Raw genomic sequence first — 14,668 nt, 5'->3', positions numbered from 1 at the left:
GCTTCATTCATTGTTTGTATCCGAAGATACGTTTTTTGCCTCATCGTTCAGTTTTCAAAGTTCGTCGTGTCGTGTTAGCGACTTTAATAGATTAACAGGTTGTTTTGATTATGTCAACCGTGTTTTTGAAAAGATTTTTCAGCCCCAACAAACCGTTTATAAAAGGCGTCTCGCTGGAACATTTATTAATATAACAACAAAATTCGACAAACACAAGCATTATTTTAAAAAAACTTTACAAAAAGCTGTTTTGCGTTTTACATACAGCATCAGAGTCTTAACATACTCAATAAAGTAAACCCGATATTTGCAGGTCGTTCAGCCAGACGTCTCATCAAGTACGTATACCAGTCTACTCCGTGCGGTACATACACGACAACACGATATCCTGAATTGACCAACTCTTTCTGACGTTGCGGTCGCATCCCTTGAAGCATTTGAAATTCAAAACACTCATCTGAAATGTCAGCTTGTCGAATAAAGTCGAGTAGTTCCTCAATCATATCGTCATCATGTGTCGCGATTTGCGTATAACGTCCTTTCATCAAATTCTGTTTTACTAATAGAAGATAGTTGGCATCTACCATCGCCTTATCCTCGATGTAATGTTCTTTCGACCCCGTATATGCCCCTTTTACGATCCGGGTCATTGGTTCGAGTTGATCCAAGTCAAAACGACTACGGTGCAGATTTGCTTGAAGCGCCACGCCAAGGTTCGGGTAAGAGAACTGAAGCACACGGAAAATTTTCAAAATCGACTCAGTCATTTCGTACTCTTCCATGTTGATCGTCACCCGGCGATTCAGCTGAAGTGCGACTTCAAGGATACGCTCCATCTGCATGAGGGCGAGTTCCGGATCTAACCGCACGCCGACGGATGTTAACTTTAATGAAATTTGTCCATCCACTTGTTCTTTCTCTAATCGGTACAAAACATCAATGCATTCATCCGCAATCGCCTTTGCATCCTGCACACTGTGAATAAACTCTCCTAAACAATCAATCGTGACTGCCCGCCCCTGCACATTCAACGTCCGGACTGTTCGGAACGTCTCATCGATTGTTTGCCCTCCTACGAATAATGTTCCCCCTAAAGGTAAGCCGACTGCTCGGGCCACACGAATAAGACGTTTATCGACAGCGAGTCGTTCGAATATCGGACCTGTTAGTTTTTCCAACACGTTCATCACCTCCTGTTTGTTGATTCCCTACTCTCCATTAAAAAAACGCCTTTCTTCTATATAGAAGAAAGACGTCAGCTTAATAAGAAAAATTAGTGTAACCAGATGAAGTATGCTAGGAATCCGAGTGACATGGCGTACATGATCGGGTGCACTTCTTTCGCGCGACCTTTCGCGATCATCGTGATTGGATAGAATAAGAACCCGAATGCGATTCCCGTTGCGATCGAATACGTAAGTGGCATCATGATGACTGTCAAGAAGGCTGGAACTGCATACTCGAACTTTTTCCAATCAATCTGGAGAAGTGAGGATGCCATTAACACACCAACGATGATGAGTGCCGGTGCTGTGACCGGCGCCGTGATGACGGCGAGAAGTGGTGAGAAGAATAAGGCAAGTCCGAAGAATAAGCCGGTTACGATTGCCGTCATTCCTGAGCGACCGCCTGCTGCGACACCTGCACTTGATTCAATGTATGAAACCGTCGTTGATGTTCCAAGGATTGAACCCGCGACTGTTGCTGTTGAGTCAGCGATCAAGGCGCGTCCTGCACGCGGAACTTTATTTTCCTTAATTAATCCTGCTTGGTTCGCGACGGCAACGAGTGTTCCCGCTGTATCGAAGAAATCAACGAAGAAGAACGTTAAGATGACGACTGCCATCTGGACAGTAAAGATTTCATTGAAGTGAAGGAACGCTTGTCCGAATGTCGGTGCGATACTCGGTGGAGCTGAAACGATTTCCCCAAGGCTTGACGGAACAGGAATCAATCCAAAAATCATTCCCGCGATTGCCGTCAAAATCATTCCGAAGAAGATGGCGCCTTTAATTCCGCGTGTCATTAAGATCGCTGAAACGACTAAACCGAACACAGCAAGCAATGTTGTCCCTTGACCCAAGTTACCGAGTGAGACGAGCGTCGCTTCGTTTGCGACGACGATTCCACCTGTTTTCAAACCGATGAAGGCGATGAATAAACCGATTCCAGCAGCAACTGCCATTTTAAGTGGTTCTGGAATCGCATTGATGATTGTTTCACGAATCCCTGATGCCGTGAGTACCATGAAGACAAGACCCGATACTAAAACACCGGATAATGCCGTTTCCCACGGGATCCCCATGCCGATGACGACACTGTAGGCGAAGAACGCGTTCAGTCCCATACCGGGTGCGAGAGCAATCGGATAATTCGCGAGTAAGCCCATCGTGACTGAACCGATAACGGCGACAAGCGCCGTTGCACCGAAGACAGCACCAGGATTCATCCCGGCGTCTGCTAACGTATTCGGGTTAACGAATAAGATGTACGCCATCGCGAAGAATGTTGTCATACCGGCGATAAACTCTGTCCGCATGTTCGTACCGAGTCCATTAAAATCGAAGTACCGCGCGATCGCGTTCTCCTTTTGTTTAGGTTGTTGCGGTTTCATCTGTGTGCTCATGGTTGCCTTCTTTCCAAATAAGCCGTCTCAAGAAACGAAAAAAACGGCAGTTACCTAAGCGGTAAAAGCCGTTTCTTTAAGCGCACACTAGAATCAGTGCACGCCGTAGTAGGAACCTTTAAGGTGTTCCTGTAGAGACTTCCGGGCCATATCCCCAGAATTATACGGCATTATTTTTTGTTTTTTAGTAGATGATTTAAAATAAGAACAGACACATCGTAGCACGCTCAAAATAGACGGTCAACCATAAAAGCGAAATTTAGTGGATTAAATAAGCCGAACGTTCGGTTTTAACTGAATATTAAACTTGTCCCTCTGTTAACATCAACCTAGACTTCAAGGCCGAATTCGCATGGAACGGTTTCTCGTAATCAATATTCATGTATGGATTACCACAATAATACTCCCAATTGGCGTTTATTTTTTGACCTAGTATTGAGTTATTAAACAAGAAATGAACTGTTTCTTTGGCTTTACCGTCCCGAAAAATAGAGTCATATTTAGTCTCAAAATCTTCATATTTAAAAGTTTGATAGCCGATACTTTGAATAACTGATAAAATTTCAGCTATTTCTGGTTTTTGGTTATTCCACTCATCAATAATTTCATTGTACATACTTACTGAAAATTCTTTTTCAGCATCATATAAGTCTTTAGATGAGTACAAATCAGCTTTAGAACTGTGACTATTATGAATATCATTAATTTTATTCATGTACACTATTATATCTCTAGGTCTTAGAAAAGACCTTCTAATAATATGCTTAAACGGTGTAGCTCCATGTCTTACATATCTTACTTCAAAAACTGAGTTAGTCTTTGCACCTAAATTTAATTCTACATGTGATGGTTTATAATTTTGTATTCTCTCTAAAAACATACTATTTAAAGATTCTTCACTCCACATAATTTCAGTAGCACTGTCTTGGTAAATTTTATTTTTATCATTGAATCTCAAGGTTTCGTATATATCAATTCTTAAAAACGGAACTATTTTTAATTTACTTGCAAAAGCAGAAGAATTGTTTATAAACTTTGAAATATTTATTAAGTTTATTAAAATTTTACTGTATTCATGAATACCATCTTCAAGCCAATTTTCATCCAAATGATCTAAAATTATCAAGATTTTCTCTTCGCCAATATTATCTAAATAAATTTTCTCTAAATAATCTAAAATGGTAAAACTATTAGATTTTAATCTACTTTTAAGTTGTTCGTTAGCGCCTATTTCTTCAAAAGCTACTTCCCCTAAAGATGCATCAAACCCCATCATCCCCATATTTGGAGAACTTAAAGTCTTTATTCTCATAATTTTTGACTTTATAACTTCAGTTAAATTAGGGTTTGGATTTCCAAAAATTTCTTGAAGTAGCTTTTTGGCTTCTTTTAATTCTTTATTCAATTTAATACCTTGCTGTTCTTTCAAACTTATTAATTTAGAAATTGCTTGAACTATAAATAAATAGTTCCAACTTTTTTGATAAGCAGTTAGCTCACCTTCCATAGATTCTTTATAAAGCTGATGAATCGGCCAAGGATAATTACTAAAATCAAGTGAGATTACATTATATCCATTGATGCTAGAAGGATCACTGTTTTTAAGATATTCAAAAATTGCAGTTTTCCCAGTACCTTTTCTTCCTAAGACCATCCATTTGTCTAAATCTATGATATCCGTTAAATATTGAGTCTTTAAAAAATAACGCATTAAATCTTTATCAGATTCAGCTGAAACTTTAAATGATGGTAACCATTCTTTAATATCCAAAAAAACACTCCTTTAAGACATAATAATTTCATCGATAAAAATTATACCAATCTTTTGAGATTAAGTGTATTTATAGCTATACACGATAAATATAATAACAATTTTCCTAATTAATAAATTATTATCACAAAAGCTCCCTTCCATCCACAAATCATGTGAACAAAAGAAAGCTTCATCATAATATCGAATTGTTGAAGGTAGTTTCGACGTCACATCGTACAGGACGCGGTTAACGTTCTGGACTTTGTTGACGAAAAAGTTGGTATATCGATCTTTCAGCGATATGACTATTAAACTTCTATAAATGTAAGCTCTAATCACTTGTCTTATTTCTGTGACTCAATAGTATCGGGTAAAGTAATGTTTCTCTAATACAAAGCCTTCACTTAAAACTACATTTATCTAAAGAAACGCCACTATAAGAAATGCTTGCTCATAATCAAAATTGTCTTCAAAACACAATCTTATCAGTGTAATTTTATATAGCGGTGATGTTTTACACTTACTTATTACTTAGATTTTCAAAATCAGTTCATATTCAATTTCTTCAATTTTTTTATCATCCCATATTTCAATACTATAGTTATTCCCTTTTTTGAGTTCTAAGAGAACCATTACTTTTTCTAAAAAGACTTGCGTTATTTTTTTAGCTTTATCATCTAAATCATTAACTACAATAATAAATTTTACATTAACACCGACAACATCTTTAATATAATTTTGCTGTTCAGATATTATAACTCTAATTTCAGATAAATATTCTTCAACCTTTTCATTCCCTTCTACCATTCCTACCATTATAAATTCTGATACGATGTCATCGTATTTATCGTGATATTTTTTATAAACCTCGAAATACTCAGATGGATCCGGAAGATAAATTTGACCCACTTCATTTGAATCATTCATAATTTTAAATCCTTCATTTTCATCATATAACTCTTCAAGATTCAGAACCTTAAATATTCTATCTGTTCTATCTCTTAATCTCAAATTTCCAGCTTGCTCCCCCCCTACAAAGTTCACTTCAGATGTAATTTTTTTTCTTAATTCCGAGAGTTCATTCTGCAATTTTTCATTCACATTCTTTAGCTGATTATTTTCTTTAAGTAAACTTTCGAAACTAATTATTAAACTCTCGTTATCAGGAACTTTACTCCTGGAAACCCATCCTTTTAAATCATCCATATTTGCGTACTCAAGTAACTTTCTAATTACGGTAATTTTAATGTCTTTTACATCATCAAAAAATTCAGACGTTTTATTTAAAACTTGACTTCTAAACTCTTCATACTTGTTTCTATTGTCAACTTCATAAACATCAGGATACTCCCAAACCTTTACTTTCTCCTTCAAGGCTTCTTCATTTATAACAACAGAAAATCTTGGTTTTCCTATTTCGCCTGCGTATTCGTATTCCCAATGTGTATAACTATTTCCGCTCACAGGTTCTATAGTACCGTACCGACCACCTAGTATTAAAAGGTATACATCTGATTCATCTATCCACTTTTTAATTGTTTCTTTTTGCGATTCATCCCCTGACTTGAATAACTCCATGCCAGCCGGAATATGTCCAGCACTTAAAACAGCTTGTACAGCTGCCTGCCTCTCTTCAATTAAATCTGTATACGTAGATGAAATAAATACCTGTAATTTCTTTTTCATTATTTCCCTCCTCATAATTTTTGTTACTCAACACTTTAAACATATATTATTGATTATTTAGACTGTTTCCTTTTCATTTGAGTTTTTATCCAAATTATTACTTCCATTAATATTTAGAGATAAACTAATTAATGCTTCTTCTCTTTTCTCTTCATTCTTCACTTTAGATATTAAAAAATTTCCAAAATAAAAATGGTGAGTGTTAACAAATCTATTATGAAATTCCGTTAATGATTTTACAGTTTCAGCATGCATCTTTAGAAAAACAACAGCAATAAAGTTTGTTAAAATTGCTCCAATGGCACCAATGGATGCAATTATGATCTTATTCTCAATTTGATTAGACATGTTGTTATATAATAAGTATAAAGTAAACGCTATTATACTAAATCCAGCAATTATGCAAATTATCCCCACTATAAAAATCCATGAACTCTGTTTAAGATTTTCATCATAATATTTCTTTAACTCAACATGATGGTGCTTAAAAAGCTTCTCTGCCCTCTCTTCTTCAGAAGAGAGCGATATACTAAGCAGATCAAGTTCATTTTCAATTTCCTGCAAATCGGTTTTATAGATATTTTGAAAAACAACAAATGTACTAAAAAATATGGAAGTTCCGTAAAATATCGATGTTAAACTAACCATAAAAATAATTTTTTTGTCAATTAATGTTACCATCCCATAATAGCCTGCTAATGGTCTTAAAAAAACACCTATACAAATCAGAATTATACTAAGGACAATCGTATATATTTTTTTCCTAGCCTTTTGATCTATTTTTTGATTAATTATTCTTTTTCTTTCTAACAGCATCACTTTTCTAGCATTGCTTGAACTATCCATAATTCTCCTCTATCCTCCACAACTTTCTCCACATATTAAAAAACAACTCAATTTGCTCAGCAACTTATTTATATCTACTTGTAAATTAAATGCTTTTAACTTTTCTATCAATCATGAGTATTGACTAAATAACAAATCTTTATAATCCTATAAAAATCTCAATTTTTATTTAATTTTAAGATTTCAATCAATTGATCAACTGTTAAAGCATGATCTTTTTTCCTGTGAATCATCCTGTGACAATTGGCACATAATGGAGTTAAATCTACTTCAGGATCAATCCTCACTGCTTCATCGAGTGTACTCAATGCCTTTACATGATGTACTTCTATAAAATTTTTTCCGTGCTCTCCATAAGCCTCTTCAAAATTAAATCCACATGCCATACAATTTACATCGTGTTTTTTTATGGCTAATGCTCGGTTTTTGACACTACGTTCATAGCGCTTTGTATGATAATATTTAACATTACCTTCAAAACTGTATTCTTCTTCAACTTGCTCAGCCTCAACGTCAAGTTCAACAATATGTACGAGCTGTTTAACCCTATCTTCATTGAATTTGTTGATTTTCAAAAGTTCAATAGCAACCGAATAATTTTGATCACTTTCTTTAAGTATAGAAATAACTTCATCTATTTTTTTATTATTAAAAATCCCTCTGTAGTCAGCTTTCATACCTAAATAATAAAGAATATTAGCCGAATTTCGCCCTCTTGTATTACCACTTTTTATACCTAAAATATTTTCATCGAGCCATCTGTGCGTTTTAGAATTTATTAGATGCTCATAAATAACTTGTCCTTTAATGTCATCAGAGTATTTTTTAAATTCTCTATCTCTCCTATTAGGTTTGAGAGTTGGAAGGTTAAAGTTCTTTATAAATTTTTTGAATCTTTCCTCAATAATGTTCAACTCACTTTCGAGAACATTTATCTTAAAATTTTTCCGAAGTGGTTTCCCAAAGTGTTCTCTAATATAATTTTCAAGAGCTTCATTCCTATAGGGAACAAACCACTTTGATAAGCAATTTTCTGTATCTCTACCATCTGTCCAAGAAATAGCATCTTTATCCACATACAAAATGCCATTCATATCTTTATAGCCTATAAATTTACTAGGTGCTACAAAGTTATCTGTATGAATGTAATACCATTGTTGAAATCTTTTAAGGTCTTTCTTTAAGTCCTTGTTTTTTGTTAAATCTAGTTCAAATTTTTTCATATTATTTTTAATGTCTTCTACAGAATCAACTAATGAAAAACGAGTAGTTACCTCTTCTTTTGAAATAGCATAATGCCCATACCAAAATCTACGCAAATAACTTCCATTATCTTCAGAAAGTAAGTATATTGATTTATCTTCTAGGTTTGATGAAATTAAATCATATAAATATTTCTTTTCATTAAAATCTCTTATTCTAATTTTATATTCAAAATCTGTTTCAAGAATTTTCATCCTTAAAGTACTCTTTTTATTTTTCAAAATAGAGATTACTTTCGATCTAGCGAGTATTCGAAAATCACTTTTAGTTTCATCATATGCACCCCATATGAATAACTCATCTCCTACTTCCAAAGACTCATTGTTTGTCTCTCTAATAAACGATAGATTAATCTCGTTATTTTTTTTCAAGCATAGACTCAAATCTTCAAACTCAGGAAACCTCGTAGATAAAACCCATACTTTCACAATCCCACTTCCTACCTTTATAGTAATTTATAATCATTATATCCAATTTTTATAATTATTAGTGAGGTGTTTTTTTTAGACTAATTGTAATATTGAGTGAAACACCTAGCTGAAAACACAAAAAAACTATAACGGCCTCGCGTAAAATAGAGTTCTACGGAAGATTCGTTATGAGCTATGTTCATCTTACGCATCAGAAAGAGTCAAAATAGAGACTTATCTCGAGCTAGGTTTCTCTGTCCGAAAGATTTCGGGACGCCTTGGCAGTCAACCTTCTATTAAAATTAATTTAAATGTAAATAAAAAGCCAAATTACTTATACATGTAATTTGGCTTTGCGTTTCTATTAATTAAATGCACTTCATTGAGGCAAAAGCTCTATGACGATATACTAGATTTATTAATATTTCGTATAAACGTACTAATATTGTTATAAAACATAAAATTATGTAGGACTTGTTAGTAGTAACGGCTTGCATGCTTAAATCACTTAACATAAATTATTTCGGTTAATTATTATAATTTTATAAAAGTAAAGGATGATTAAAGAAATGATCAAACACTTAGAAAATTTAAGAAATTTTAATAGTACAGAACAGATTACAAACTATATCAAAAAAATTTACTCTAATACTGAAAATTTGTATATACCAGCTATTTTAAGTGAAGGTGACTTTATTAACGGAATCGAAGCCGATTTTTATGTGAAACTAGTCTTAAAACATAAAGAGTTACCTATAGATAAAACATGGTTAACCTCTAATTTAAGCTTCTCATTTCCAACCCCACAGAACATTCATAATATTACCCCATCCCAATTAAACGAGTTATTTATTCATAATGTAATTGTTTATAAAAATTATAAAAATTCAAGTGTATACCAAGTTAACCCATTTTTTACTGTAACTGAAGCATATTCAGAAAATGATATTAAGCAATTTAAATATGTTGAAGCTTACTTTGATGAAGAATATCAAAATGAAAAAGGTAGCTTAGTTTTAAACTATCAAAAAGAGGAGAATAGTGAGTATTTAGGTATATTAAAAAATTTCTTAGCTGAATTTATTATCCACGATGAACAAAAATATGAACATGTCTACGAATTGGTAGCTGAATTTGAATATAGGAATAAAAATCATACCAAGTTGCTTGAAAATCAAGGAAACTCAAATTCTATATGTCTAGAGTGTTCCTATAATGAAAAGTACGGACTATATCTTCGAGGAAGTATGATACTACCTTTTTCATTCAGTAAGACTAATGCAAGATCTATAAAAGTTATTGACCTTGGTACTGGTAAAGTGAGAGATCATAATCCGAATCATTACAACGGTGATATAGAAGAAGGATTTGTAGTTTTTTCTGATGAAGCAATTAATTTATTAAAGCAGGACTATTTCTTTTACGATATTGAAATGATTGAAAAAAAACAATTAGATAATTCAGTTCTGGTTGATTATTTAGGTGAGCGAGTAGTTTTTTGGGAAGCAGAGTACAATAAATTACCAACTCTTCTAAAAGATAAAATTGATAAATATAATATTGTACCTAATGATAAAAGTTATATAAGCAAAGCAATGTTTTCTATGCAACTAGATGTTTCTATAAATTGGGTAAACGATTTAGAACCTGATAAAAAACTTGCATACGCTATAAAAAATCATATGTTTTTAAGAGCTATAGATATGGATCTAAATTTTGTATATCCGCAAAATGAAGAAGAACTACAAATATTTATTAATTCTATTGAAAAACTTACTCAAATCACATTAGAAGATTTCAATTCGAATGCTGAAGATGTTAAAAAGTTGTTTAAGATAAGAAATAACAATCGAAGCTCTCTTTCTAAAGTTCATTTAAAAAATCTATATTTAAAATACTGTTTCGCTGTATACAATAAGTTTAAGGAGAAATATGAATGGATTTGAATTTTTTTGTGGGTTCTAATGGAGCAGGAAAAACTTTTACTCTACGACAATTTTTTGAAGAAAACAACCATTCTGTATTTATTAATGAAGAAGGACATCCTAGCTTTAAAATAACCAAGCCTAATGTACGAATCGATTTTGAGAGCGGAATATATTATTTTCAAGATGAGTCTCGAAGAGGAGAACAACCAGAAGAATCTCAACAAGAAAGAATTAGTTCCGCTTTCTTACCTCTGTTAAAGGAAATTTCGATTTTAAAGAGGAAATTAAGTTTAATTACATTAAAATCTAAAGGACAAGAAAAATTTTCGAATTTATTGAACATATTTACTGAATACAATTTTAATAATATAAAGTGCATATGCTTAGATGAACCTGAGAATTTTTTAGATGAAGACTATATAAAAGAAGTTTCTCGAATAATTGTTATGTTGTCTAAAATAGGTCTAAAGGTCAAAGTAGCAACACATAGTACGCGCATTTTGATAGAGTGTAATGCGACAATGAACAAAATTTTTATAGTTAACAGATCTGGACATCATTATATTAACTTCGAAGGTATACGAGAGATGATGAGAGAGACTACAACTAACATTAGATCATTTGAAAGTCGTGATTTCACTATAGGAGCATATATGTTAAATAAATTAAATGCTTATCAAAATGAGGAGTACTTGAGAGTTCTTGTTTCGCAACTAATAGAAAGTGAAGAGTTTTTCAGGTGTTTATTTAATAAAACTATTGTACTTGTAGAAGGTGCATCTGAAATAATAGCTTTAAATACTATTAAAAATAGATTTCCTACATCTACGCAAGTTTTCACTGCACATGGAAAAGTGTATATGCCTTTTTTTGTTAAGTTATTGAATTACTTAGGTAAAAATGTGATTGTAGTGATTGATACAGATCAAGATGCGAGACACTCTTTACCTAGAGCAATTACTTCTTACTTCAATAATGAAAAAGAAGTAAATAATCTAAATCTTGTTTTACATGATCCTGATTTAGAAGGACATTATGGTATTCCTTGGCGTGAAATTTCGAGTAGGCTTGGATACAGAAGTGACCAGTTAAACGGTGATTTAAAATCAATAGTTTCGATGATTTTTTTTAACCAAAGTGATAATCAAGATAGATTATTTGATAAAATACAGCTATCTTGCTCCCAAGAAGAAACATCATATGATTTCACGTGATAAATATAATTTAACTCCTGATCTGAAATTTCTTAATACTTACTGCAAAAAAACTTCTCTACTTGAGAGAGGTTTTTTTCAATTTTAAAGCATTTAACGGACTAGTCATATTTCCAATCTTAAGAACTTCTTCTTGTTCTAAACCTCTTAGATACTTAGAAGTGATCTGTGTATCAAAATACCCCATCAATCTACTCAAACTATAAATATCGATTCCGTTCTTTAACTGTTTTTGCTCATAATAGTGTCTGCAATCGTTTGGGCTACAACGTATTTCTTTCCTGACTCCTACTCTTCTACAATGTTCTTTCAGTATTTGGTTGATCCTCGATCTAGATAACCGTTCATCGCTTTGATCTAGAAAATAATGCTCACCTATCTCATCATCAAGTCTATGGTTAAATCGTTCTTTCTTAATTGCTTCAAACTTGCGCATGTATTTTCGCATGAGCTTCGAAATGTAGATAAGACGTTGTTTCGAACCCTTTCCATGAATAAGAATATGCTTTCTTGAAACATCGTTTGTTTTAATATCACAAAGTTCGCTCACTCGTATTCCACTATCAAATAAAAAAATTAAAATAAGCTTATCTCTAATGTTCGAGTATGTGGCTTCCTCTACATCGTTTAATATCCGGCTTACTTCTTCGTCATTGAATGTCAAGATCACTTTTTTATCTTCTTTTAAGTTCTTGATTCTACGCATTGGATTTTCGTGCTCGCTTAAATACTCTTCTTCGACTAGCAAATTAAAGAATACTCTCAGAGTGGCTATACTGCCGTTTATTGTGCTGTTGATTTCTTTCCCAGTACCTTGACATGCTTGAATGTAACTTTTGATGTGAGCGGGTCTCACGCTCTCTAAATCAACTATTTGAAATTCTGCTTCTACATATGATCTCCATCGTGTCAGCCTTGTGGCACAAAGACTAATATAAAAATGCTTTTTCCCTTCAATTCTTTGATTTAGCTGAAAATCATCAATCAGTTCAATTAATTTGACCATCAAAAAAACTCCCTTCTATTTGCGAAACAACACAAATAAAAGAAAGTATTTTTAGAAGTCAATAGTCGTAGGTGAAAGGAATTAGAATGAGTATTTAACATTAAAACTGTTGGTACAAAAGGGTTTCCGTACCTTATAATTTTAATTAATTACCATCTATTCCCACTCAATCGTTGACGGTGGTTTCGACGTCACATCGTACAGGACGCGGTTAACGTTCTGGACTTCGTTGACGATCCGGACAGAAATCTTCTCGAGCACGTCCCACGGGATGCGTGCCCAGTCCGACGTCATGCCGTCGATTGACGTAACGGCACGGATGCCGACTGCATAGTCGTATGTCCGCTCGTCACCCATGACACCGACTGAACGAAGTGGTGGCAAGACCGTGAAATACTGCCAGATTTCACGTTCGAGACCGGCTTTTTTGATTTCGTCGCGGAGGATGAAATCTGATTCACGGACGATTTCAAGTTTCTCGTCTGTGATTTCACCGAGGACACGAATTCCGAGACCTGGTCCTGGGAACGGTTGCCGCCAGACGATTTCGTCAGACAAACCAAGTTCTTTACCGAGTGCACGGACTTCATCCTTGAACAACGTGTTGATCGGTTCAATCAACTTGAACTGCATGTCTTCCGGTAATCCACCAACATTATGGTGCGATTTGATCGTTTGTGCCGTATCCGTTCCGCTTTCGATGATATCCGTATAAAGCGTTCCTTGGGCCAGGAAGTCCATATCCGTCAATTTCGACGCTTCTTCGTCGAAGACGTACACGAACTCGTTACCGATGATTTTACGTTTTTGCTCCGGATCCGAAATCCCTTTTAATTTGTTCAGGAAACGGTCCTGCGCGTCGATTTTGATGACGTTCATATGGAAGTGATCGGCAAATGTCTTCATGACACTTTCCGCTTCCCCTTTCCGTAAGAGACCGTGGTCGACGAACATACATGTCAATTGGTCACCGATTGCCGCATGAATCAGTGCTGCGACGACAGACGAGTCGACACCGCCTGAAAGGGCACAAAGAACTTTTTTGTCGCCGACTTCTTCTTTAATCTTCGCGATTTCGATTTCGATGAAGTTCTCCATCGACCAGTCGCCTGTACACTGACAGACTTCGAACAGGAAGTTTTTCAAGAGTTCTTTGCCGAACATCGTGTGGTTGACTTCCGGATGATACTGGACACCATACATTTTTAACTCTTCGTTTTTGATGGAAGCGATCGGGCAGGAAACGTTTGTCCCATCGACGACGAAACCGTTCGGAACCGTTGTGACGAGATCACTATGGCTCATCCAGACCGTCTGCTCGAGTGGTAAGTTTGCATACATCGCGGACGGATCGTTCAGCGTCAATGTCGCTTTTCCGTACTCCCGGTGTCCGGCACGCTCGACTGTCCCACCGAAGTGTTGCGACATCAATTGCATGCCGTAGCAAATACCAAAGATCGGAATTCCGAGTTCGAAGATTTCCGGATCACAGCGGTACGCGTCTTCTGCGTAGACACTGCGTGGTCCACCGGAGAAGATGATACCCGCTGGTGCGATATCTTTGATTTCTGCTGCCGTAATCTTGTGCGAATGCAGTTCACTGTAAACTCCGAGATCACGGATGCGTCGTGTGATCAATTGGTTGTACTGACCTCCAAAATCGAGGACGAGGATCATTTCTTGGTCCAAATGTGCTTCCAAATCTATTCCCGCCTTTCAAGTTTCATGCGTACCCCTATGAAAAAAGCCCACTCTTCCCCCATGAATAAATGGAAAAAGAGCAGGCCGCTTCACAAAAAAATTGTATACGAAGGGTCTGCTCCTTCATAGTCAGGTCGTTTAAGGTGACCCGGTAGAGACTCTCGCGCCATATCCGCGAGTATATACAAAGGAGATGCATGTATGATTTACGTTGTTCTCATTGTAACTGTATCAA

At 35.0% G+C, this 14,668-nt stretch carries 11 protein-coding genes, 1 pseudogene and 2 riboswitches; of the genes and pseudogenes, 3 read left to right on the top strand and 9 right to left on the bottom strand.

The window, feature by feature from the left end; all coding sequences use genetic code 11:
- Positions 1 to 269 precede the first annotated feature (269 nt).
- The 7 genes from KNP96_RS11155 to KNP96_RS16925 form a co-directional block, all read right to left on the bottom strand.
- The gene (locus KNP96_RS11155) at positions 270 to 1,187 is read right to left on the bottom strand and encodes a proline dehydrogenase family protein (protein ID WP_251132511.1); all 918 of its coding nucleotides are present in this window, start codon (positions 1,185 to 1,187) and stop codon (positions 270 to 272) included.
- A gap of 86 nt (positions 1,188 to 1,273) precedes the next feature.
- A complete protein-coding gene (locus KNP96_RS11150; RefSeq protein WP_214770541.1) occupies positions 1,274 to 2,578 on the bottom strand; it encodes an NCS2 family permease in 1,305 nt (434 codons plus the stop codon).
- A 134-nt stretch (positions 2,579 to 2,712) separates the two neighbouring features.
- A riboswitch (purine riboswitch) is annotated at positions 2,713 to 2,814 on the bottom strand.
- A gap of 113 nt (positions 2,815 to 2,927) precedes the next feature.
- Positions 2,928 to 4,397 (bottom strand): P-loop ATPase, Sll1717 family, encoded by a 1,470-nt coding sequence (locus KNP96_RS11145; protein ID WP_214770526.1) that lies wholly within the window; start codon positions 4,395 to 4,397, stop codon positions 2,928 to 2,930.
- A 60-nt stretch (positions 4,398 to 4,457) separates the two neighbouring features.
- The gene (locus KNP96_RS16930) at positions 4,458 to 4,718 is read right to left on the bottom strand and encodes a GMP synthase (glutamine-hydrolyzing) (RefSeq protein WP_214770524.1); all 261 of its coding nucleotides are present in this window, start codon (positions 4,716 to 4,718) and stop codon (positions 4,458 to 4,460) included.
- A gap of 192 nt (positions 4,719 to 4,910) precedes the next feature.
- Positions 4,911 to 6,065, bottom strand: a complete 1,155-nt coding sequence (locus KNP96_RS11135) for a DUF4062 domain-containing protein (protein ID WP_214770522.1) — start codon at positions 6,063 to 6,065, stop codon at positions 4,911 to 4,913.
- Positions 6,066 to 6,122: 57 nt separating this feature from the next.
- Positions 6,123 to 6,911 (bottom strand): TRADD-N-associated membrane domain-containing protein, encoded by a 789-nt coding sequence (locus KNP96_RS11130; RefSeq protein WP_251135767.1) that lies wholly within the window; start codon positions 6,909 to 6,911, stop codon positions 6,123 to 6,125.
- Positions 6,912 to 7,069: 158 nt separating this feature from the next.
- The gene (locus KNP96_RS16925) at positions 7,070 to 8,602 is read right to left on the bottom strand and encodes an HNH endonuclease (RefSeq protein WP_214770520.1); all 1,533 of its coding nucleotides are present in this window, start codon (positions 8,600 to 8,602) and stop codon (positions 7,070 to 7,072) included.
- A 170-nt stretch (positions 8,603 to 8,772) separates the two neighbouring features.
- On the opposite strand from KNP96_RS16925, the pseudogene KNP96_RS17005 reads away from it, so the two are divergent.
- The 3 genes and pseudogenes from KNP96_RS17005 to KNP96_RS11115 all read left to right on the top strand — a co-directional run.
- Positions 8,773 to 8,918: pseudogene (locus KNP96_RS17005) on the top strand (helix-turn-helix domain-containing protein); the annotation flags it as partial.
- A 235-nt stretch (positions 8,919 to 9,153) separates the two neighbouring features.
- The gene (locus KNP96_RS11120) at positions 9,154 to 10,530 is read left to right on the top strand and encodes a hypothetical protein (RefSeq protein WP_214770519.1); all 1,377 of its coding nucleotides are present in this window, start codon (positions 9,154 to 9,156) and stop codon (positions 10,528 to 10,530) included.
- On the top strand, positions 10,521 to 11,726 hold the full coding sequence (locus KNP96_RS11115; RefSeq protein WP_214770517.1) for a TOPRIM nucleotidyl transferase/hydrolase domain-containing protein: 1,206 nt from the start codon (positions 10,521 to 10,523) through the stop codon (positions 11,724 to 11,726). Before KNP96_RS11120 ends, KNP96_RS11115 begins: the two co-directional genes overlap by 10 nt.
- 58 nt (positions 11,727 to 11,784) lie before the next feature.
- Here KNP96_RS11115 and KNP96_RS11110 read toward each other — a convergent pair whose 3' ends face one another.
- Both KNP96_RS11110 and guaA read right to left on the bottom strand, forming a co-directional pair.
- Positions 11,785 to 12,732 (bottom strand): tyrosine-type recombinase/integrase, encoded by a 948-nt coding sequence (locus KNP96_RS11110; RefSeq protein WP_214770515.1) that lies wholly within the window; start codon positions 12,730 to 12,732, stop codon positions 11,785 to 11,787.
- A 156-nt stretch (positions 12,733 to 12,888) separates the two neighbouring features.
- Positions 12,889 to 14,409: a glutamine-hydrolyzing GMP synthase gene (gene guaA, locus KNP96_RS11105; protein ID WP_088838417.1), complete on the bottom strand. Its 1,521-nt coding sequence runs from the start codon at positions 14,407 to 14,409 to the stop codon at positions 12,889 to 12,891.
- Positions 14,410 to 14,539: 130 nt separating this feature from the next.
- A riboswitch (purine riboswitch) is annotated at positions 14,540 to 14,641 on the bottom strand.
- Positions 14,642 to 14,668 lie beyond the last annotated feature (27 nt).

Source organism: Exiguobacterium sp. s133 (assembly GCF_018618595.1).
GTDB lineage: Bacteria > Bacillota > Bacilli > Exiguobacteriales > Exiguobacteriaceae > Exiguobacterium_A > Exiguobacterium_A oxidotolerans.
The sequence above is the reverse complement of the archived record's forward strand: the minus strand, read 5'-3'. Positions and strand labels throughout refer to the sequence as shown.

Bases quoted from the DNA above. Each gene is read 5' to 3' on its own strand.
- KNP96_RS11155 (WP_251132511.1), bottom strand. From the start codon at position 1,187: ATGAACGTGTTGGAAAAACTAACAGGTCCGATATTCGAACGACTCGCT.
- KNP96_RS11135 (WP_214770522.1), bottom strand. From the start codon at position 6,065: ATGAAAAAGAAATTACAGGTATTTATTTCATCTACGTATACAGATTTA.
- KNP96_RS11130 (WP_251135767.1), bottom strand. From the start codon at position 6,911: ATGGATAGTTCAAGCAATGCTAGAAAAGTGATGCTGTTAGAAAGAAAA.
- KNP96_RS11120 (WP_214770519.1), top strand. From the start codon at position 9,154: ATGATCAAACACTTAGAAAATTTAAGAAATTTTAATAGTACAGAACAG.
- KNP96_RS11115 (WP_214770517.1), top strand. From the start codon at position 10,521: ATGGATTTGAATTTTTTTGTGGGTTCTAATGGAGCAGGAAAAACTTTT.
- KNP96_RS11110 (WP_214770515.1), bottom strand. From the start codon at position 12,732: ATGGTCAAATTAATTGAACTGATTGATGATTTTCAGCTAAATCAAAGA.
- guaA (WP_088838417.1), bottom strand. From the start codon at position 14,409: ATGATCCTCGTCCTCGATTTTGGAGGTCAGTACAACCAATTGATCACA.